Source organism: Arthrobacter sp. NicSoilC5, assembly GCF_019977395.1.
In the GTDB taxonomy this organism is placed as follows: domain Bacteria; phylum Actinomycetota; class Actinomycetes; order Actinomycetales; family Micrococcaceae; genus Arthrobacter.
The window spans coordinates 1583327-1604929 of sequence record NZ_AP024660.1 but is presented as its reverse complement, the minus strand read 5'-3'; the positions used below and the strand labels follow the sequence as shown (position 1 = coordinate 1604929).

At 66.6% G+C, this 21603-nt stretch carries 17 protein-coding genes; 12 read left to right on the top strand and 5 right to left on the bottom strand.

Annotated features, from left to right (window positions below):
- Window positions 1–34: 34 nt before the first annotated feature.
- Entirely contained in the window at window positions 35–1645 is a 1611-nt protein-coding gene (gene groL / locus LDO22_RS07435) for a chaperonin GroEL (RefSeq protein ID WP_159631423.1), read from the top strand.
- Window positions 1646–1735: 90 nt separating this feature from the next.
- On the opposite strand, the gene LDO22_RS07430 is transcribed toward groL, so the two are convergent.
- Window positions 1736–2338 carry a dihydrofolate reductase family protein gene (locus LDO22_RS07430; RefSeq protein ID WP_224027188.1) on the bottom strand — a complete coding sequence of 201 codons (603 nt, stop codon included), beginning with the start codon at window positions 2336–2338 and terminating at the stop codon, window positions 1736–1738.
- Between the two features lie 70 nt (window positions 2339–2408).
- Between LDO22_RS07430 and LDO22_RS07425 the strand changes: the two genes are divergently transcribed.
- A complete protein-coding gene (locus LDO22_RS07425) occupies window positions 2409–3932 on the top strand; it encodes an ATP-dependent DNA ligase (RefSeq protein ID WP_224026615.1) in 1524 nt (507 codons plus the stop codon).
- 10 nt (window positions 3933–3942) lie between these two features.
- Here the strand turns inward: LDO22_RS07425 and LDO22_RS07420 are convergent, their stop codons facing one another.
- Complete coding sequence (locus LDO22_RS07420; RefSeq protein ID WP_159631426.1) at window positions 3943–4911, bottom strand: DUF389 domain-containing protein; 969 nt, start codon at window positions 4909–4911, stop codon at window positions 3943–3945.
- 123 nt (window positions 4912–5034) lie between these two features.
- Between LDO22_RS07420 and LDO22_RS07415 the strand changes: the two genes are divergently transcribed.
- From LDO22_RS07415 to LDO22_RS07400, 4 genes are all read left to right on the top strand, one after another.
- Entirely contained in the window at window positions 5035–7107 is a 2073-nt protein-coding gene (locus tag LDO22_RS07415; RefSeq protein ID WP_224027187.1) for an acyltransferase family protein, read from the top strand.
- 223 nt (window positions 7108–7330) lie between these two features.
- Complete coding sequence (gene guaB / locus LDO22_RS07410) at window positions 7331–8842, top strand: IMP dehydrogenase (RefSeq protein WP_159631427.1); 1512 nt, start codon at window positions 7331–7333, stop codon at window positions 8840–8842.
- Between the two features lie 344 nt (window positions 8843–9186).
- Entirely contained in the window at window positions 9187–10530 is a 1344-nt protein-coding gene (locus LDO22_RS07405; protein ID WP_263422196.1) for an HNH endonuclease signature motif containing protein, read from the top strand.
- A gap of 27 nt (window positions 10531–10557) precedes the next feature.
- A complete protein-coding gene (locus LDO22_RS07400) occupies window positions 10558–12417 on the top strand; it encodes an ABC transporter ATP-binding protein (protein WP_224026613.1) in 1860 nt (619 codons plus the stop codon).
- Window positions 12418–12818: 401 nt separating this feature from the next.
- Here the strand turns inward: LDO22_RS07400 and LDO22_RS07395 are convergent, their stop codons facing one another.
- From LDO22_RS07395 to LDO22_RS07385, 3 genes are all read right to left on the bottom strand, one after another.
- Window positions 12819–13319, bottom strand: a complete 501-nt coding sequence (locus LDO22_RS07395) for a hypothetical protein (RefSeq protein WP_224026612.1) — start codon at window positions 13317–13319, stop codon at window positions 12819–12821.
- Between the two features lie 137 nt (window positions 13320–13456).
- The gene (locus LDO22_RS07390; protein WP_159631432.1) at window positions 13457–14074 is read right to left on the bottom strand and encodes a hypothetical protein; all 618 of its coding nucleotides are present in this window, start codon (window positions 14072–14074) and stop codon (window positions 13457–13459) included.
- A gap of 23 nt (window positions 14075–14097) precedes the next feature.
- On the bottom strand, window positions 14098–14745 hold the full coding sequence (locus LDO22_RS07385; RefSeq protein ID WP_159631433.1) for a hypothetical protein: 648 nt from the start codon (window positions 14743–14745) through the stop codon (window positions 14098–14100).
- Window positions 14746–14903: 158 nt separating this feature from the next.
- Between LDO22_RS07385 and LDO22_RS07380 the strand changes: the two genes are divergently transcribed.
- The 6 genes from LDO22_RS07380 to guaA all read left to right on the top strand — a co-directional run bounded on the left by LDO22_RS07380 (window position 14904) and on the right by guaA (window position 21573).
- Complete coding sequence (locus LDO22_RS07380) at window positions 14904–16040, top strand: GuaB3 family IMP dehydrogenase-related protein (protein ID WP_159631434.1); 1137 nt, start codon at window positions 14904–14906, stop codon at window positions 16038–16040.
- A gap of 105 nt (window positions 16041–16145) precedes the next feature.
- Window positions 16146–17885, top strand: coding sequence for a glycerol-3-phosphate dehydrogenase/oxidase (locus tag LDO22_RS07375; RefSeq protein WP_224026611.1), 1740 nt, complete (start codon window positions 16146–16148; stop codon window positions 17883–17885).
- A gap of 38 nt (window positions 17886–17923) precedes the next feature.
- The gene (locus LDO22_RS07370; protein WP_159631436.1) at window positions 17924–18412 is read left to right on the top strand and encodes a PTS sugar transporter subunit IIA; all 489 of its coding nucleotides are present in this window, start codon (window positions 17924–17926) and stop codon (window positions 18410–18412) included.
- Between the two features lie 80 nt (window positions 18413–18492).
- Window positions 18493–19377, top strand: coding sequence for an SURF1 family protein (locus LDO22_RS07365; protein ID WP_224026610.1), 885 nt, complete (start codon window positions 18493–18495; stop codon window positions 19375–19377).
- Entirely contained in the window at window positions 19374–19880 is a 507-nt protein-coding gene (locus LDO22_RS07360) for a DUF3817 domain-containing protein (protein ID WP_224026609.1), read from the top strand. Before LDO22_RS07365 ends, LDO22_RS07360 begins: the two co-directional genes overlap by 4 nt.
- Before the next feature lie 103 nt (window positions 19881–19983).
- Window positions 19984–21573 carry a glutamine-hydrolyzing GMP synthase gene (gene guaA, locus LDO22_RS07355; RefSeq protein WP_224026608.1) on the top strand — a complete coding sequence of 530 codons (1590 nt, stop codon included), beginning with the start codon at window positions 19984–19986 and terminating at the stop codon, window positions 21571–21573.
- The last annotated feature ends 30 nt before the right edge of the window (window positions 21574–21603 follow it).

Here is a 21603-nt window from a genome sequence, read left to right as displayed (position 1 = left end):
AGTGCGGGGTTTCTGTCTTTGAAAGGACAAAACCATGGCAAAGCAGCTTGCGTTTAACGACGCTGCCCGCCGGTCCCTTGAGGCCGGCATCGACAAGCTCGCGAACACCGTCAAGGTGACGCTCGGCCCCCGCGGCCGCAACGTCGTCCTGGACAAGAAGTGGGGTGCCCCCACCATCACGAACGACGGCGTCACCATCGCCCGCGAAGTCGAGCTGGACGACCCCTACGAGAACCTTGGCGCACAGCTGGCCAAGGAAGTAGCGACCAAGACCAACGATGTTGCCGGCGACGGCACTACCACCGCCACGGTCCTGGCACAGGCGCTGGTCAAGGAAGGCCTGCGCAACGTTGCAGCCGGCGCTGCCCCCGGCCAGATCAAGCGCGGCATCGAGGTTGCGGTTGAGGCCGTGGCCGCCCGCCTGCTGGAGAACGCCCGCCCGGTCGAAGGCACCCAGGTAGCCAACGTTGCCGCCATCTCGGCGCAGAGCGACGAAATCGGCGAACTGCTCGCCGAGGCCTTCGGCAAGGTGGGCAAGGATGGTGTCATCACCATCGAAGAGTCCTCCACCACCCAGACCGAACTGGTCCTCACCGAGGGCATGCAGTTCGACAAGGGCTACCTGTCCCCGTACTTCGTCACCGACGCGGAGCGCCAGGAAGCAGTCCTCGAGGACGCACTCATCCTGATCAACCAGGGCAAGATCTCCTCGATCCAGGAATTCCTGCCGCTGCTCGAAAAGGCGCTGCAGAGCTCCAAGCCGCTGTTCATCATCGCCGAGGACGTTGAGGGCGAGGCCCTGTCCACGCTGATCGTCAACCGCATCCGCGGCACCCTGAACGTCGTAGCCGTCAAGGCTCCCGGCTTCGGCGACCGCCGCAAGGCCATGCTGCAGGACATCGCCACCCTCACCGGTGCGCAGGTTGTCTCCCCGGAACTGGGCCTCAGCCTGGACTCCGTGGGCCTGGAGGTGCTGGGTACCGCCCGTCGCATCACGGTCACCAAGGACAACACCACCATCGTGGACGGCGCCGGTTCTGCCGAGGACGTCGCTGCACGCGTTGCCCAGCTGCGCGCCGAGCTGACCCGCACCGATTCCGACTGGGACCGCGAAAAGCTCCAGGAACGCCTGGCTAAGCTTGCCGGCGGCATCGGAGTCATCAAGGTCGGCGCTGCCACCGAGGTTGAGCTCAAGGAAAAGAAGCACCGCATCGAGGACGCTGTGTCCTCCACCCGCGCTGCCCTCGAAGAAGGCATCGTTGCCGGCGGCGGCTCCGCCCTGATCCACGCCCTCAAGGCACTGGATGAGGACGCTTCCGTCAAGGCCCTCGAAGGCGACGCCGCCGCAGCCGTGGGCATCGTCCGCCGCGCACTGGTGCAGCCGCTGCGCTGGATCGCGCAGAACGCCGGCTTCGATGGCTACGTTGTCACCTCCAAGGTTGCCGACCTTGAGACCAACAACGGCTTCAACGCCAAGTCAGGTGAGTACGAGGACCTGATTGCCGCGGGCGTCATCGACCCCGTCAAGGTCACCCGTGCAGCCCTCCGCAACGCGGCCTCCATCGCCGCCCTGGTTCTCACCACCGAGACCCTGGTCGTGGAGAAGCCGGCCGAAGAGGACGAGCACGCAGGCCACAGCCACTAACGCTGCGCCCTGGCGGCCTACCGCTGAAAAGGCTGGTCCGGCATCTGCCGGGCCAGCCTTTTGCGTTGCTGCTTCTGGGGCGGTGGGCGCTTAGCCGGCGTCCATCTCCCGCGTCTCAACTTCTCCGGCACGCTCGTACACCAGCGACACCGCACCCTTGGGAAAACTGCGGGCCTGCTCGGCCAGCGTGAAAGTGGAGGGAACCGTTCCCTCATCGAACAGGCGCTTGCCCTGGCCCAGGACCACCGGGTACAGCCAGAGGTGGAGGCGGTCCAGCACATTGGCAGCCAGGAGGGAACGGATCAGCATCCCGCTGCCGAACATGTGCAGCTGCCCGAACCCGTCCCGGAGGCCGCCGGCGGCCGCGGCATCCGGCAGGACTGTGGTGCCGGCCCAGTCCGGGTCCGCCAGCGTGCTGGAGACAACGAACTTGGGGACCCGGTTTAGGGCATCGGCTATGTCACCGGACTGGTGCGGCCAGTAGGACGCAAAGATGTCATAGGTCTTCCGGCCGAGGAGGAGGGCATCCATCCGGCTGATCTCGTCCGCTATCGAGGCGCCGGCCTCGTCGTCGGACACCGGCGCTTGCCAGCCGCCGAACGCGAATCCGCCTTCGGGGTCTTCTTCACGGCCGCCCGGCGCCTGGTACACGCCGTCGAGGGTGATGAACAGGTTCGCCACGATGATCCCCACGCGCACATTGTGGACCCGCACCGGGGCTCTGTCCAGTGTCCCGGTCCGGTGCCCGTGGCAGGATGGTGCCATGCTGCTCCTTGAGTTCGTGGACACCACGAAAACCGTCGCATCGACCCGGTCCCGGCTCGCGAAAGTGGACGCTTTGGCCCACCTCCTGCGCCGGCTGGAACCCGCGGAGATCCCGACGGCGGTGGGTTTGCTCAGTGCCAAGCCCCGTCAGGGCCGGGTTGGCGTCGGTTGGAGCGCCGTGGCGGCGGCCAAGGAAGAACCCGCCGCGGAGCCAAGCCTCACCGTGGCGGATTTCGATGCCGCGCTGGACCGGCTCCTGGCAACAGCGGGCAGCGGGTCGGGTGCGGGGCGGGCCTCCATCCTCGGGACGCTGATGGGAGCGGCCACCGCGTCGGAGCAGTCGTTCATCGCCGGCGTGCTGCTCGGGGAACTGCGCACCGGCGCCCTGGAAGGAGTACTCACGGATGCCATTGCCCGCGCCGCAGACAGGTCCGTCGAGGCGGTCCGGCGTGCGGCAATGCTTTCCGGGGACCTCGGAGGAACCGCCCTCCTGGCGCTCACCGGCACCCCGGCCGAACTTGACGCCGTCGGCCTGGTGGTGGGCCGCCCGGTGCAGCCCATGCTCGCGGCCACCGCCGGCAGCGCGGGTGCCGCCCTGGAAGCGACGGGGGAGGCCTCGGTGGAATTCAAGCTCGACGGCGCCCGCATCCAGGTGCACCGGTCGGGCAGCGAGGTACGCATCTTCACCCGGAACCTCGCGGAGGTGACGCACCGGCTGCCCGAGGTGGTTGACCTGGTCCGCGGGCTGCCCGTGCAGGACGTGATCCTTGACGGCGAAACGCTCGCCCTGGATGAGGACGGCGCCCCGCGGCCCTTCCAGGAAACGATGTCCCGCTTCGGCGCCGATGCAGTCCGCGAAACGCTGCTCCATCCCTGGTTTTTCGATGTGCTCCACATTGACGGACGTGACCTGCTGGATGAACCGCTGTCCACCCGCATCGACGTCCTGGAACGCGTTGCACCGGCACACCGGATTCCCGGGGAGGTCACGGCGGATCCGGCCGTTGCCGAACGGGTGTCGCGGGATGCACTCGCCGCGGGCCACGAGGGCGTGGTGGTGAAGGCGATCGAATCGACCTACGCCGCCGGGAGGCGTGGATCCAACTGGGTGAAGGTGAAACCGGTCCACACGTATGACCTGGTGGTGCTCGCCTGCGAATGGGGCTCTGGACGCCGCACGGGAATGCTCTCCAACCTGCACCTTGGTGCCCTTGACCCTACCGGGGAGTTCGGCGAACCCGGCGGCTACGTGATGGTGGGCAAGACGTTCAAAGGCCTCACCGATGAACTGCTGCGCTGGCAAACGGAGCGGTTCCAGGAGCTTGAGGTGCGGCGCACGGCAGGCACTGTTTGGGTTGAACCGGTCACGGTCGTCGAAATAGCCATCGACGGCGTGCAGCAGTCGCCGCGCTACCCGGGCGGGATCGCCTTGAGGTTCGCTCGCGTCAAGCGCTACCGGGACGACAAGGCCCCGGCGGAAGCGGACACCATCCAGGCCCTGCGCGCCCTGCTGCGCTCCTAGAGGCGAGCGGTCAGCGGCCTGTTCCGGTCCGCTGGCGCTTCAGGCTGCGTGCCACCCCGTCGGGCAGGCGCCGTGCGACCACCCGGTAGAAGAGCAGCACCGCGAGGGCGGCCACCACGATGCCCACGAGGTTGAGCAGCAGTTGGAGCGCGGAACCGGCGGCCTTCTGGTACTCGCCCAGCACCAAGGCCACCGCCACGTATCCGGCGGCCGGCACCGTGGTCACGGAGATGAACACGCCGATCAGTGCCGCCGAACGCCGGCCAATGATGGAGAGCATTCCGGCGATTCCGGCCAGGAGGGCCACGATCAACGAATACGGGCCGGGATGGTAGATGAACTCGACGGCGGATCCCTTGTCCAGGGCATCCCGCGGGAAGAGGCCCAGCGGGATCGACAGCCACGCCGTCAGTGCCGCCAGCAGCATGGCAACCGGGAAGCCCACGGCCAGGGCGACTGCAGCCCGGCGGCCAAGCCTCCACTTCCGGGTGGCGATCGAAACCGCCAGCGCGGCCAGCGGTCCGAACTCAGGGCCCACCGCCATGGCGCCCACGATGGCGATGGGGGAATCGGTCACGATGCCGATCCCCGCGAGCTGCGTGGCCAGCACCAGGAACGCGAGGAAGTTCCACGTCAGCCGGGAGTCTTCGCCGGATTGGCGGGTGACGTCATCCCAGATCACCGCGTCGGCGCCATCCCCGGGGGCGTCCCGCTCTGCCCGGTCCGCATTCCTGGACAGCACAAATTCCGGTGTGGACATGGAAATGGAGCCAACATCGCGGACCTTCAGGATATTCAGCTTCTCCAGCAGTTCCTCCACTGCCTCCCGGGCGATCAGGACTTCAATAACATCGCCCTCCGGCACCACGGAGGCGCCCCGGACCACAGCGACCTCTGCCGTTCCGCGCTGGTCGCGGCAGGTCTGCCGGGTCACGTCGGACAGCTCGCCGGGCACACAAATCCGCAGCTGGACAACCACGCCCGCTCCCTTCCACGACTGGGGCCAGCATAGTCTGAACCGGCGGCGTGATTGGCTGTTGAACAGCGCGTTGGCTAGGCTGGGGGCTTTGGCTGGCGGGAGTTGTGAGAGGTTCTAGTGTCGATAACGGAAACCCCGAAGGCACCCGAACCCGGCCCGGGCGCCGCGCCCCGCCAACGGAAGCCCACCTTCCGGCCCGAGGTCCAGGGGCTGCGGGCCCTGGCCGTCCTGATGGTTGTCACCTACCACGTCTGGCTGGGCCGCGTGTCCGGTGGCGTGGACATCTTCCTCCTGGTTTCGGCCTTCCTGCTTACGTTGTCCTTCGTCCGCAAGGCGGAATCAGGCAAACCCTTCGGGCTCCTGGCGCACTGGCTGCACCTGTTCAAGCGACTGCTGCCAGCCGCCGTCGTGGTGATTCTCGGAGTTCTCGCCGGCACCTGGCTGATCCTGCCGCAGGGCCGGTGGCCGCAGGTGCTCGACCAGGCCTGGGCGTCACTGCTGTACAGACAAAACTGGCTCCTTGCCGATTTGTCGGTGGACTATTACGCGCAGGACCACGCCGGTGCCAGCCCCCTGCAGCACTTCTGGTCCCTGTCCATCCAGGGCCAGGTCTTCATCCTGTGGCCGCTGGTCTTTGCCGCCACGGCAGCCGTGCTGGCCGGGCTCCGCAGGGTACCCCGCCTGCATTGGCTGACGTACAGGGGCCTGCTGGCGCTGGTGTTCGGCACGGTATTTGCGGTGTCCCTGGCCTACTCCATTGACCAGACCGCCACCAACCAGGCGTACGCCTACTTCGATACCCGGGCCCGCCTGTGGGAGTTTGCGCTGGGGTCCCTGCTGGCACTGGCGCTGCCGTACCTCAAGCCCGGCCGCGTCCTGCGCGTGGCGTTGGGTTGGGCCGGCCTGGCGGCCATGGTTTCCTGCGGGCTGGTCCTTACCGTTGACCGTTCCTTCCCCGGATATGTGGCCCTGTGGCCAACCCTTGCGGCAGCAGCGATCATCGTCGCGGGCCAGTCGGGCAGCCGGTACGGGGTGGACCGCCTCCTCAGCAGCCGGCCCGCCGTCGCACTGGGGGATAACTCCTACGCGCTGTACCTCTGGCACTGGCCCGTCCTGGTGCTGGTGCTGGCCGCCACAGGCGTCGACGCGCCGAACCTCAAGCAGGGTCTTGGCATCGTCGGGGCCTCCATCGTGCTTGCCGTGCTGACCACGCGCTTCGTGGAAAAGCCGTTGCGCGACTGGCACTGGCCCAAGCTCCGCGCCTGGCGGACCGTCGTCGTCATCGTCGCCTGCGGCGCCGTCCTGGCGGGGCCTGTCGCGGTCTGGCAGACGACGCTCACCGCAGAGGAAAGCGCGACGGCGGCCCAACCGCGGGAGCTGACGCCAGGTGCCCTGGCGCTCACCCCGGAAAACGAAAACTCGCCCGCACCAAGGGCGCGCACCATCCCCGGACCCACCGCACTGGACAACGACTGGGCCGGCATCGATTCGCCCTGCACAGGAGCCAACGCCACCGGCGATCCGATCCTTGAGGGCTGCCGGCAGGAGCTGCCGGAGGAACCAGCCACCCGGCGCATCGTGGTCCTGGGCGACTCCCACGCCCAGCAGTACCTCGCCGCCCTGGCGCCCGTGGCAGCGGCCCGTGGCTGGGAACTGGTAACGCTGCTGATGCCTGCCTGCCGCTTCGGCGCCGAATCGGACACCAGGAACGCCGAATGCAACGCCTACAACAGGGCCAGCTCCGCCTATGTCCTGGAACACCGGCCGGACGCCGTGTTCACCGTGGCGTCGCTGACCCACGAGGACGCTCCGTTCGAAACCGAAGTGCCGGGATACCTCGATGGCGTCCGGCCGTTCGCGGACGCCGGGATCGAAATCGTGGGCATCCGGGACAACCCGCGGTTCACCTTCAACATGCCGCAGTGTGCCCAGCGGAACGGTGCAAGCGCCCCTGCCTGCAACCCGTCCCTGGCGGAGTCCCTTGTGGAGCCGTCACCGCTGGAGAACTACCGCGGCAAACTGCCGGGGCTGCACCTGATGGACATGAGCGATTTCATCTGCGCGCGGGGCGTCTGCCCGGCCGTGGTGGGAAACGTGTACGTCTACAAGGACGACAACCACCTCACCAGGACCTATGTGGAAACCATGATCCCGATGTTCGAGCAGCGGCTGCTGGCCGCCACCGGCTGGAGCTGAACCATTCCGCCTGCCGGGCCCGTGGGGTTGCTCACATTGCCGGCCTGGAATAGGGGGATTGCCGCCGAGGTTCTAATATTTACTCAACACTTTCTGCCCCCGGAACGCCGTCCTGCACGGTGCTCCCGCAGGATCGTCTGCACAGGCCAGTTCCGTAATTACGGGCTGGTCATCGGCTGCAACCCCTACCCGTGACCCAGCAACCAAGGTAAGAGGCGCACTCATGACCGAGCCCGAACACAACCCCTTTGGCTTCATCGGCCTGACCTACGACGACGTCCTGCTCCTGCCGGGCCACACGGACGTCATCCCGTCCGAGGCAGACACGTCCTCACGAATTTCCAAGCGCATCACCGTTCAGACCCCGCTGCTCTCCGCGGCGATGGACACGGTCACGGAGTCCCGCATGGCCATCGCCATGGCCCGCCAGGGCGGCCTGGGCGTCGTGCACCGCAACCTGTCCATCGCCGACCAGGCGGACCAGGTGGACCGGGTCAAGCGGAGCGAGTCCGGGATGATCACCAACCCGCTGACCATCCGCCCCGAGGCAACGCTGCGCGAGCTCGATGATCTCTGCGCCCACTACCGCGTCTCCGGCCTCCCCGTGGTGGACGAGGACAACCGCCTTCTGGGCATCGTCACCAACCGCGACACCCGTTTTGTGCCGGAGTCCGATTTTCCGCTGCGGCTGGTCAGCGACGTCATGACCAAGATGCCCCTGGTCACCGGACACGTGGGCATCAGCCGCGAGGAAGCCTCGCACAAGCTGGCCACCAACAAGATCGAAAAACTCCCGCTCGTGGACGAGCAGGGCCGGCTCAAGGGCCTGATCACCACCAAGGACTTCACCAAGGCCGAGCAGTACCCCCTGGCCACCAAGGACGATGAAGGCCGCCTCCGGGTGGGTGCCGCCATCGGCTTCTTCGGCGACGGCTGGGAGCGCGCCATGACCCTGGTGGACGCCGGCGTGGACGCGCTGTTCGTGGACACCGCCAACGGCCACTCCCAGGGTGTCCTGGATATGATCCGCAGGCTGAAGTCCGATCCCGTCGCCGCTCACGTGGATGTTATCGGCGGCCAGGCTGCCACCCGTGAAGGTGCCCAGGCACTGATTGACGCCGGCGCCGACGGTATCAAGGTGGGCGTTGGTCCCGGCTCCATCTGCACCACCCGTGTGGTGGCGGGCGTGGGTGTCCCGCAGATCACGGCCATCTACGAATCCGCCAAGGCTGCCATTCCGGCCGGCGTGCCGCTGATCGCCGACGGCGGCCTCCAGTACTCGGGCGACATCGGCAAGGCCCTGGTGGCCGGCGCCGACACAGTCATGCTGGGCTCCCTCCTGGCTGGCTGCGACGAGTCTCCGGGCGACCTGATCTTCGTCAACGGCAAGCAGTTCAAGTCCTACCGCGGCATGGGCTCCCTCGGCGCCATGCAGTCGCGCGGCAAGAACACGTCCTACTCCAAGGACCGGTACTTCCAGGCCGACGTGTCCGGTGACGACAAGCTGATCCCCGAAGGCATCGAAGGCCGGGTGGCGTACCGTGGCCCGCTGTCCTCAGTGGCGTACCAGCTGGTGGGAGGCCTCCGCCAGACCATGTTCTACACCGGAGCGCCCACCATTCCCGAGCTGAAGGTCCGCGGCAAGTTTGTCCGGATCACCTCCGCCGGCCTGAAGGAATCGCACCCGCACGACATCCAGATGACCGTCGAGGCGCCGAACTACGGATCGCGCTAACGGCGAAGGGTTTTTCACGCTGAGGCGTGTGAAAGAGGAGGCGGGATTTTCCCGCCTCCTCTTATTGTTGGGTACCGGAGAACGCGGTCGGTTTGAATGTCGGACCCCCGTTGGATGATGTTCTTATGGGAATCGGCGGTAGTGCTGGGGTGGCGTTGGAGGGTGTTCGTGCCTCTGTTGCTGCCCTGAGCGCCCTGGAGAAAGAGGACGCTTTCCTGGCTTCCGGGGCTCACGCTGGTGCTGGCGTGGATGTCGGTGTCGGTGTGGATGTGTTGCAGCGGCGGTATGGGATCCGGCTTGCACGACTGGAAGCTGCATCCCGACTGGAAGCACAACTCGCTGCGATGAAAGCACGGGACGCCGCCGAGGCAGTGGAGTTCCAGCAGGCGATGACCCCGCCGGACGCTTCCGTTCAAGACCGCACCTACGCCTACGTCTCCGTTGTCGAGGAGGTCGCCGGGGTCCTGACCATCAGCTCGGCCGCAGCGGGCGCCCTCGTGGACCAGTCACGGCGGATCTGTTTGTTCCCGCCCGTGTTTGAGGCCCTGTCGGCCGGATCGTTGTCCTGGCAGCACGCAAAGATCATCGCCGACGAAACCGACGGCCTCGATGCCGCTGGCGCCGCCGGGTTGGTGGCACACTTCTTCGACCCCGCCGCTGCCAACCCCGCCCGGGGTGCGGCTCCCGGTGAGCTTGTCCCGTCCCGGTTCCGGGCCAAGGTCCGTGGGTGGAGGGAACGCCATCATCCGGGCTCCATCGAGAAGCGGCACGCCAAGGGTGCGGCGGACCGGCGGATGGAATATGTCCCCGACCGGGACGGCATGGCCTGGATCTCGCTGTACCTGCCCGGGGATACCGCGTGCGCCATCTGGAACCGGACCACCGCCACCGCCCGCGGCCTCCAAGGGCCCACCGAAGAGCGCACCCTCACCCAACTCCGCCCCGACATCGCAGCATCGCTGCTCCTCGGTACCGGGCAGGTTGCGGGTGAACGTTCCTCTGGCACCACCGCGGCCACCGCAAGTACGACCGCGATGGGAAAGGTGCCCACCCCGCGGGCCGACGTCCTGGTCACTGTGCCGGTGTTCTCCCTCCTCGGAGCGACCGACGAACCAGCAGTGCTGGACGGTTTCGGACCGATCCCGGCCTCCATGGCGCGGAGGCTCGTCGCGGACGGGGCGGATTCGTTCTATCGGGTCCTTGTCGACCCACGCGACGGCGCACCACTGGAGATCGGCCGGAAAAACTACCGGCTCACCGAAGCCATCAAACGCTGGATCAGGCTGCGGGACACCAAATGCACTTTCCCCGGCTGCACCAACCGCACCCCCGACAACGAAACCGACCACCTACAAGCGTGGCAACACGGCGGCACCACCAACGTCAGCAACCTGGCCCAGCTCTGCCCCAAACACCATCGACTCAAACACCACAGCCAATGGACACCCGACCCGGCCACCAAGAACGAGCCGCCCGGCTGGACCTCACCCACCGGACGCCACTACAAACCCGAACACCCCGACCCCGAACCATCCGACTGGCCACAATGGCGTGGCCCGGAGTGGATGAGCGCGGCGTACCACAGCGGTGGAGCACGTCGATTGGCCGGTGGGCCGCCGGACTTCCACTACATGGCACACTCGCCAGGCGAAGATGCCCTGCTGCGCTGTCTCCATTCCACATCGTGACGGACCGCCCCGCATTAGGCTGATTCCATGTCCCAACCGCGCCATCCGGCGGAGCTGACCCCTAAACGCGACCCGCAAAAGCGGCTTGCCGTGCGCCCCTATGCCAAGGCCGTGGCCCAGGTGCTCCGGGTGAGCTTCCATGCCTCCCCGGGCGCCGTCGTCATGAAGGTGCTGGGTTCCCTGATTTCCGCGGTGTTGCCGCTGGTCACCACCTTCTACGCGTCCCTCACTACCACAGCATTGGCGGCAGCGTACGCGGGCGACGGCGGAGCGGGGCGGCTTGCCATCGTGTACGTCGTCGTCACTGCGGCGCTGGGCCTGTTCTGGGGCGCCTTCAACAGCGTGGACCGCTACATCCAGCAGCTGATGAGTTTCAAAGTAGGCGCCATCGTGGGGGACCAGATGTACGAGCGCTTCCTCTCCCTGGACTTCTGGCGCTACGACGACAAGGAGACAGTGGACCTTTACGACCGCGCCAAACGGTTCTCCGACTCCTACGCCCGCGTCCTGGACCGGATTGCCGCGATCTTCACCCAGCTGGTCTCGGTCATCCTGGCCGTGGGCGCCCTGCTGCTGGTCAGCTGGTGGATCGCCGTCATCGTGTTGGTGGCCATCGTTCCGAGCGTGTACCTGCAGTTCAAGCTGTCCAGGGAACAGATTGCGCACTGGAACACGCAGGTGGACTCGCGGCGCCAGCGCCGCATGATCGAGACCAACCTCCTCCGGCCGCAGCACATTGCCGAAATGCGGCTTTATGGCATCGTCGGTTTCCTCATGGACCTTCGGTCCCGGCTCCGGGACGCCGACGAACGGCGGCGCCTGGACTACCAGCGCCGATACATCCCCAGGCAGCTGGCGGCGGACGCCCTGCAGTACGGCGCGGAAGTGGTCTCGCTGATCTGGGTGGTGGGCCAGATCATTGCCCGCGCAGCCCCGGTGGGCCAGTTCCTCTACGTCCAGCAGATCGTCAGCCGTGCCCTGTCCACCGCAAACAGCCTGGTGTCCTCGCTCAGCTCCATTGATGAAGACCTGGCCAACCTGAAGGACTACGAGCTGTTCATGGCGATGCCCGTGCACTCGGAACATGCCCCACCCCTCCTGGAGGCGCCCAGGGAAGTGGAGCTGAAGGACATCCGCTTCACCTACACGGGCAGCGACATCGAGGTGATCAAGGGCATCAGCCTCACCATCCGGCAGGGCCAACACATCGCCATCGTCGGGGAGAACGGCGCCGGGAAGTCCACCCTCATCCGCATCCTCGCCGGACTCTACCGGCCCGACTCAGGGCAGATACTGCTCGATGGCGTGGACCTCGCCGCCGTCGACGTTAAATCCTGGCACCGCCACCTTGCCGTGCTCAGCCAGGAGTTCCTGAAGTACGAGTTCGCCACGGCGGCCGAGAACATCTACTTCGGCGACGTTGATTCACGTCGGGACGACGCCCGCGTCCGCAAGGCTGCAGCCGACGCCGAGGCGCTCGACTTCATCAATAGGCTGCCGAACGGACTCGACAACCACGTGAGCAACTGGATGGAGGATCCGCGCGGACGGAAGGGCAGTGGCCTGTCCGGAGGCCAGTGGCAGCGCCTGGCCATGGCACGGAACTTCTACCGCGACGCATCCTTCATGGTGATGGACGAGCCCACCTCGGCCATCGATGCCCTCGCTGAGCACCGAATCTTCACCAGGCTCTTCGCTGACCGCGGCAGCACCATCATCGCCATCAGCCACCGGCTCGCCACGATCGAGAAGGCGGACGTGGTGTACATGCTGGAGGATGGCCGCATTGTGGAGAAAGGCACCCATAAGGAACTGGTGGCCCTGCGCGGCCGGTACTTCAGGATGTTCGAGTCCCAGCTTTCCGTGGAGGAACCTGAAGGAGTCTGATGCAGGTCGGGGGAGCCCGCCCGCCGATCGGGCACTTCTGTCAGCGTCGCCGCAACCAGGCGGCGTACAGGCGGTCCCGGTGCTGGTGCAGATGCCGCGGGTACAGCATTCCTGCTCCAACCGACAAGGGAAAGGCAACCAAAAACGCAACGCAAGGATGGGCAGGACATCAGGGGACGTCCCTCGCGGCGTGGCCACCACCAGGAGTGAAACCAGCACCAGCAGCACAAGTCCGTTCCCGGGATTCTGGCCAGTGCCGGCCAATACAATCGCCTGAACCGCGCCGGGTACGGCGAAGACCATGCCCATCCACCAAAACCAGAAGACACGGGCCCTGCGATGGGCATGGCCCAGGGCTAGTTGCGGGACGGCCTCAGTGCTGGGCGAAGCCACGCCACCCCTCATGAATGCTCCGTCAGGGAACGGCGTTCGAGCCAGCGGGCGTAGAGTCCGGCGTTGTTGCACATCAGGCGGCGGGTGTGCAGCAGGCCGGCGGCCGAGCCGAGGGGAACCGTGACCAGCAGTCCGAGCACCGGCAAATTTTCCGGAGAGGCGCCGTTGAGGGTGAACAGGATCAAGGCCACAACGGCGGCCGTGGTGGCGACCAAGATAGTCCAGACCATCACTGGGGTGCCCCGGATCCCCCGCTCCACCCGCAGAAGGTTAGAAGCGGGGCGCGGTGGCCTGCGGGTGAACCGGAGCCAGGCGGTCAAGGCCCAACCCGTGGAAGCCAGCACTGCCCCCAGAACGGCCATACCGATGCCGGTTTCGGCGCTCTGGCCCAGTGCCAGCGCGAGCACGGCGTGAAGCAGGCCGGCGATGGACAGCACTGCCGGGTACCACCAGGCAAAAAAGATCCAGGACCGGCGCTGGGCGTAGCCGTAAGCCGTCGCGTCCGGCACCCTTCTCAGATCCCTGATGCCGGAACAGGCAGGAGCCGATGCCGTTGATTCGTCGCCTGGTGCCACGCTGTTCCCCCCAAAATCAATTTTCCGGTGCCAAGGCTAATACAGGCCCGCGCATGCAGCGATGGGCAGATCTAACCTCCGTGCCTGCCGTCCACCACGGTGGTACGCACGCGGGCGATGCTCGGGCGGGGAGGGACGCTGCTGAAGCCGAACGTGACGGCTGGCCGGATGGGGGCCAGCGCTCCGGCATCGGCACCATTCCAGCGGACAACGGCGGACGTCACGTGGTGCAGGTCCGTCACCCCATAGAACTCCGTCCTTCCGCTGCCCGCAGTTCCGTAGGTGCGGGCGCCGGGTGCCGCGAGGGCAGCGAACGGATTGACCGCGGCGAGCCAGCGGGGATGGACTGCAAGGCGCCGGGGTACTGTCCGCAGCGCTGTTCCCAGCAGGGTCCTCGAACCGGTGACGGCCTGGATTGCCAGCGGGCCGGCATCGACCGTCAACGTGTGGTCGGTGAGCGAGGCAGCAACGTCCAGCACCCGCACTTCATCAAAGGTGTAGGTGGCGGCAATGAAGCCGGCCACCTCGGATGTCGGAGCGAGCAGAAGGCGATGCCCAGAAGGCTGCTGCACCATGACGTCCGAGAAGGACCCAAAGGGGGAGTCCTGCCACATTCCAACTACGGCGCGCAACCCGGAGGCAGTGCCGATCCCGGCGATATGCCCGTCAAATGTCCACCGACTGCCCATCACAATCCTGCGCTTCCCGGATGTCAGAGGGGGCCGTAAGCGGCGTTGCCGTAGGGATCGCGCCAGACGGCCAGATCTTCCTCGAGTGCCCTCCGAAGCCTCGGGCTGGTTTGCACCCGCAGGCGGAACGACTCCCGGGCCCGGCCCAGGACCGCGGACGGGACGATGATGCACGCGACCAGGAGGGCCAGCATGAGTACGTAGCTGCCCACCAGGATAGTGACCTCACCGGCGCCCTTCGCCATGGCGGAGGGCAGGTACAGGTAAATGATCCCGCCGAGAACGACAGCCAGGAACGACACCATGCCGATGCCGCCGCGGGCAGATCCGGGGCCACGGGTGATCAGGGCCTTGTCAGTCCGGGGCAGGACGGATCGGACCCGTTTCCACCCGAAGAGGCCCAGCAGCACCAGGACGGCCCCCAGCGGGAGCAGGACAAGCGCTGCCGCGGGATTCCCCGACATCACGGAGGTGAAGGCGCCTGCCAGGGCCAGGACGGGGCCGCCGGCGATCGCCCCGCTCCAGCCGGCGGCCAAAGTGCCCTGGGCATCGGCCAGCTCGCGGAGCCGGGAGGGGGCGTCCGGCGGGCTGACACGGGCCAGTTCGGGGGAGAGCCAATGGTCGAGCGAATGGACAGGCGTGTCGGCGGGAAAAGGAATGGAGTGCGTCATATCGGAAGGAGGCCCAATCGTGGAAGCTGTCGCGGGAGCATCCACCGAAGCCCCCTGCCCAAGGCTACGTGCTTGCTCGGCGCAGTCGCCAGGGCCAGCGATGACCTTCAGCGCCGGCCCAGGCCAGGCCAGCGGACCTGCTGGGATAACCTAGAGCAGTGACTTATGAGATCGAGATCGGCCGTGGCAAGCGTGGGCGTCGTGCCTACTCCCTGGATGACATTGCAATCGTCCCCAACCGTCGCACCCGCGACCCCAAGGACGTCTCCGTCTCCTGGCAGATCGACGCCTACCAGTTCGAGATGCCCGTGATCGCCGCGCCGATGGACTCGGCCATGTCCCCGGCCACCGCCATCGCCCTCGGCAAGCTCGGCGGCCTCGGCGTGCTGGACCTGGAAGGCCTCTGGACCCGGTACGAGGATCCGCAGTCCATCCTCGATGAGATCGCGGCGCTCCAGGATGAAACCAACAGCCCTGCCGTCACCACGCGCATGCAGGAGCTGTACCAGGCACCCATCCAGCCCGAGCTCATCACGTCCCGGCTCGCCGAAATGCGTGATGCCGGCGTCACTGTTGCCGGGTCCCTGACCCCCCAGCGCACGCAGGAACACTACAAGACGGTCCTGGCCGCCGGCGTCGACATCTTCGTCATCCGTGGCACCACCGTGTCCGCAGAGCACGTCTCCAAGGACCACGAGCCGCTGAACCTGAAGCAGTTCATTTACGAACTCGACGTCCCCGTCATCGTCGGCGGCGCGGCCGGCTACACTCCGGCGCTGCACCTCATGCGCACCGGCGCTGCGGGCGTACTGGTGGGCTTCGGCGGCGGTGCCACCACCACGACGCGGCGCGCGCTGGGCATCCACTCGCCCATGGCCTCAGCCATCTCCGACGTCGCCGCGGCACGCCGCGACTACATGGACGAGTCCGGCGGCCGCTACGTGCACGTGATTGCCGACGGCGGCATGGGCACCTCGGGTGACATCGTCAAGGCGATCGCCATGGGCGCCGACGCCGTCATGCTGGGCAGTGCCTTGGCCCGGGCAGAAGAAGCACCGGGCAAGGGGTGGCACTGGGGCCAGGAAGCGCACCACACGGAGCTGCCGCGCGGAGACCGCGCCAACGTAGGCACTGTGGGCCCGCTGGAGGAGGTCCTGTTTGGACCAGGCCACCACACCAACGGCACGTCCAACCTCATTGGCGCCCTGCGGCGCTCCATGGCCACCACCGGATACTCGGACCTGAAGGAATTCCAGCGGGTTGACGTCGTCGTGTCGCCGTACGCCGGGAACTGACACGCCGCGGCAGGGCGGGGCGGGCGCGGTCCCGCCCTGCCCAAAGCACGCCCCCAGCAAGTAGTGTGGGTTTACTACCGGCACTAGAGGCACTGGAGGCGTTCAATGAAGAGTGTTCCTGCAAACGGCGGGGTCCTTGGCCCGGAAGCCAGGGAAGCATCCATCCAGCGGCTGCGCGCCACCACGGAACCCGGCCAGGAACTGGACATCCTGATTGTCGGCGGCGGCATCGTCGGCACGGGAGCCGCGCTCGACGCCGTGACCCGGGGGTTGAGCGTGGGCATCGTCGAGGCAAGCGACTGGGCGGCAGGCACGTCGTCGCGGTCTTCCAAACTGATCCACGGTGGGTTGCGCTACCTGGAAATGCTGGATTTTGCCCTGGTCAAAGAGGCCCTGCAGGAACGCGGGCTGCTCCTCTCCGAGATTGCACCCCACCTGGCCCGGCCGGTGCCGTTCCTGTATCCGCTGACCAAACCCTTCATCGAGCGTCCCTACGTTGGTGCCGGCATCGCCCTCTATGACGCCATGTCAGTCTCCGCCGGCCACAGCAGGGGAGTGCCGTTCCACAAGCACCTCAGCCGCCGGGGAACGCTCCGGGCCGCCCCCAGCCTCAAGAACGATGCCTTCGTCGGGTCCATCCGGTACTACGACGGCCAGGTGGATGACGCCAAATACTGCGCCAACCTGGTCCGCACGGCTGCCTACTACGGCGCCCACGCCGTGAACCAGATGAAGGTGGTGGACTTCCTCCGCGAAGGCGAACGCGTGGTGGGGGCCAAGGTGGAAAACCGCGAGGACGGGACGCAGTTCAGCATCCGCGCCAAGCAGGTCATCAACGCCACCGGCGTGTGGACCGACGAAACGCAGGCCATGGTGACCGACCGCGGCCAGCTGAAGGTCCGTGCTTCCAAAGGCATCCACCTGGTGGTTCCCCGCGACCGCTTCCAGTCCACGGTGGGGCTGATCCTGCGCACCGAGAAGTCGGTGCTGTTCGTCATCCCATGGGGACGGCACTGGATCATCGGCACCACTGACACTGACTGGCACCTGGACAAGGCCCACCCCGCCGCTTCCAGCAAAGACATCGATTACGTCCTGGAGCATGTCAACCAGGTGCTCAAGCGGCCCTTGACCCGGGAAGACGTCGAAGGGGTCTATGCCGGCCTGCGGCCGCTGCTGGCCGGCGAAAACGACTCCACCGCCAAGCTGTCCCGCGAGCACGTGGTGGCGCACCCTGTTCCCGGACTGGTGGTGGTGGCGGGCGGAAAGTGGACCACCTACCGGGTCATGGCCAAGGATGCCGTTGACGAGGCCACCCGCACCATGGACGAACGCGTCCCGCCCAGCTGCACCGAAACCATTCCGCTCCTGGGCGCCAGCGGTTTCCGGGCCGCCTGGAACCGCCGGAACCGCACCGCAGAGGAATCCGGGGTGCACGTCGCCCGGATCGAGCACCTGCTCAACCGGTACGGGTCCATGACGCCTGAGGTCCTGGCCCTCATTGAGCAGAACCCGGAGCTGGCGGAGCCACTCCCTGGCGCCGACGACTACCTGCAGGCAGAGGCCGTCTACGCCGCAAGCCACGAAGGTGCCCGCCATGTGCAGGACGTCCTGACCCGGCGCACAAGGATCTCCATCGAAGCATGGGACCGCGGCGTGTCCGCCGCCCCCGTTGTCGCTAAACTGATGGGTGACGTCCTTGGCTGGAGTGACACGCAGCGTGAAAACGAAGTCCGCCACTACCTTGCCCGCGTGGAGGCCGAACGCCTCAGCCAGCAACAGCCGGACGACGAATCCGCAGACGCCGCCCGCCTGGGCGCGGAAGATATCGTGCCCTTGCGTTGAGGAGCCGTTCGCCCCACTGCTGACCGAAGGGAAACGCCTTGGCGGAACCACTGGACCCGTATGACGCCCACCTGACCACCGCCGACATGGTGATCCTGGAAATGGAGGCGAAGGACAAGACCGACGCCACCAACCAGCTGGCAGAGCGGCTCCACGCCGCAGGGCGGATCTCGGATCTTGACGGGTTCCTGAAAAACGTCAATGCCCGGGAGCACCAGCTGGCCACGGGGCTCCCGGGCGGCATCGGACTGCCGCATGCCCGCAGCGAATTCGTGTCCCAGACCTCCATCGCCGTCGGCATCACCAAGTACGGCCACGCCCTGGACTTCGGTGCAGCCGACGGTCCAGCCACGGTCATCCTGCTGATTGCCACCCCGGCGAGCTCTTTCTCCGACCACCTGGAAGTTTTGGCCACCCTGGCCCGGTCACTCTCCAAGGAATCATTCCGCGAGTCGCTGCGGCGTGCCTATGACGCCGAAGTAATCGCCGAGCTCATCAACTCCAGCCTGGTGTTCTTCGACCACTAGGCGCATCCCCGGTCCCGCCTCCGGGCCCGGACGCCCCCGGCGTTTAGTTGTTCTACAGAACTACGAAGTACGGTTAAGACGTGTGGAAAACTGCCCTTAAGCCCCGATGGATCGCAGGCTTTATCTTCGCGATCGCTCTCTCCGGGGTCTTCGTGCTGTTGAGCCAGTGGCAATTCGGCCGCTCCACCCAGCCCGAGGTGCCGGTCAATCCCGCCACCGAACAGGTCCAGCCGCTTACCGGCACCCTGCAGCCGGGTGAGTTCTTCCACGGCAGTGTTGCCGACCAGATGGTCACTGCCCAGGGGACGTACAGTCCCGACAAGCAGGTCCTGGTCCCCGGGAGGCTCCACGACGGCAAAACCGGCTACTGGGTTGTTTCAGCCTTCGCCGTTAACGGTGCCCCCGCCCTGACCGGAGCAGGTGCCTCACCACAGACGTGGATCCCGGTGGCACGCGGGTGGGTCGCCCAGCCCGGGGACGCGGCAGCACCGCCGTCGGGCCTTGTTGAGCTGACCGGCCGGCTGCTGCCGTCCGAAGCGCCGGTGGCGGGGAAAGCTCCTAAATCGGGGGAGGCCTCCGCCGTCTCCGTGGCGGAGCTCATCAACTACTGGGAGGTCAGCAGCTACCCAGGTTTCGTGTCTGCCACCGCGGAAGTGGTGGGGGGCCAGGACGTCAGCGCTGCCGCGGTTCCGGGGAACCTCCTTCCACTGGACATCGGTCCGCAGCCGCCGGCGCAGCACATCAACTGGCTCAACCTCTTCTACTCCATCGAGTGGGTTGTCTTCGCCGGGTTCGCCCTCTTCATCTGGTGGCGGCTGGTCAAGGACGACTACCACCGGGACCTGGAGGAGGCCCTTGACGACGCCGGGGACGACGGTGACGGGCACGACGAAAACCAACAGCTTCCACAGCAGGCCGAACAGCACCAGCAGCCTGAACAGCACCAGCAGAAGGTACAGCCATGATTGATCCGAAACCGGCCACCCCCTCATCGCAGGCTTCCGGCCAGACCTCCGGGAAGAAGCGCCGTTTCGGCGGTACCGAGGCGCAGATCCGGTCCGCCCTGAAGTTCTACAAGGTCATGGCCTACCTCACCGGCACCATGCTCCTGCTGCTGTGTGCGGAACTGGTGGCACGGTACGGCTTCGGGCAGTACCTGTTCGCCGGCGGAACCAACGCGGTGACCGGCCAGCCGTTCGGCTTCGGATTCGCCGACGCGGAACCGCCGGGGGTGCTCAACGGCATGAACGTCTCCGTCACCGTGCTGATCGTGCACGGCTGGATGTACGTTGTGTACCTGATCTCCAACTTCCGGCTGTGGTCCCTGATGCGCTGGCCCTTCCTGAAACTGGTGCTGCTGGCACTGGGCGGCGTCGTGCCGTTCCTGTCCTTCATCGTGGAGAAGAAATTCCACGCAGAGGTGGAAGCCGAGCTTGCCGCCAATCCGCAGGCTCCCCAGCGCTACTGAAACGGGCCCGGCGCGCGCCGGCCATCCGCCGTCGGACGTCTGCTGCGTCACAGCGCGGCTTCTGAAGGTGCGCCGGTGCAAGGGCGCAAAGTAGGCTATTACGGTGACTACTCCCACTGCATCCCAGACTTCCCAGAAGCCGGTGCTGGTTGTTGATTACGGTGCCCAGTACGCGCAGCTGATTGCCCGCCGCGTCAGGGAAGCGAATGTGTATTCGGAAGTGGTTCCGCATACCTACTCCACCGAGCAGCTCCTGGCCAAGAACCCTGCCGCCATCATCCTCTCCGGTGGCCCCTCCAGCGTCTATGCCGACGGCGCCCCCAGCGTGGGTGCCGACCTCTTCGAAGCCGGCGTCCCCGTCTTTGGGATCTGCTACGGGTTCCAGGCCATGGCCAACGCCCTGGGCGGCAAGGTGGACAAGACCGGCCTGCGGGAGTACGGATCCACGGAAACCACCATCCTCGGTGACGGCCGCTCGGTGCTTGAGGGCATGCCCCAGCACCAGAAGACCTGGATGAGCCACGGCGACTCCGTGCACGAAGCCCCTGCAGGCTTCGATGTCCTCGCCACGACGGCAGGCGCCGAAGTAGCAGCCTTCGCCAACGAGGAAAAGGGCCTCTTCGGCGTGCAGTGGCACCCTGAGGTCAAGCATTCCGCCTACGGCCAGCAGGTGCTCGAGAACTTCCTGTTCAAGGGCGCAAAGCTGGAGCCCAACTGGACCACGGGCAACATCCTGGAAGAACAGGTGGAGCGCATCCGCCAGCAGGTAGGGGATGCCCGCGTTATCTGCGGCCTCTCCGGCGGCGTCGATTCGGCCGTGGCCGCAGCCCTGGTCCAGCGCGCCGTGGGCGACCAGCTCACCTGCGTGTTCGTGGACCACGGACTGCTGCGTGAAGGCGAAGCGGAACAGGTTGAACGCGACTTCGTGGCCGCAACCGGCGTGAAGCTGTACGTGGCCAACGAACAGGAACGCTTCCTCTCGGCCCTGGCCGGTGTCAGCGATCCCGAAACCAAGCGCAAGATCATCGGCCGGGAATTCATCCGCGCCTTCGAAGAAGCCGAACTGGCCATCATCGCCGAGGCCGCAGCCCACGGCGAGAAGATCAAGTTCCTGGTCCAGGGCACCCTGTACCCGGACGTCGTCGAATCCGGCGGCGGCGAAGGTGCAGCCAACATCAAGAGCCACCACAACGTGGGCGGCCTCCCCGAGGACCTGCAGTTCGAGCTCGTTGAGCCGCTGCGCGCCCTGTTCAAGGACGAGGTCCGTGCCGTCGGCGCCCAGCTCGGCCTGCCGCAGGAAATCGTCGGCCGCCAGCCCTTCCCGGGCCCCGGCCTGGGCATCCGGATCGTCGGCGAGGTCACCAAGGAGCGGCTGGACCTGCTGCGCAGGGCGGACGCCATCGCGCGTGCCGAGCTGACCGCGGCCGGGCTGGACAACGAGGTATGGCAGATGCCCGTGGTCCTGCTCGCAGACGTCCGCAGCGTCGGCGTCATGGGCGACGGCCGCACCTACGGCCACCCCATCGTGCTCCGTCCGGTCTCCTCGGAAGACGCCATGACTGCCGACTGGTCGCGCCTGCCGTACGACCTGCTGGCACGGATCTCCAGCCGGATCACCAACGAGGTGGACGGCGTCAACCGGGTGGTGCTGGACGTCACCAGCAAGCCGCCGGGAACCATCGAGTGGGAATAGCATCCTAGTGGCCGGCCTCCGTCAGCGGGG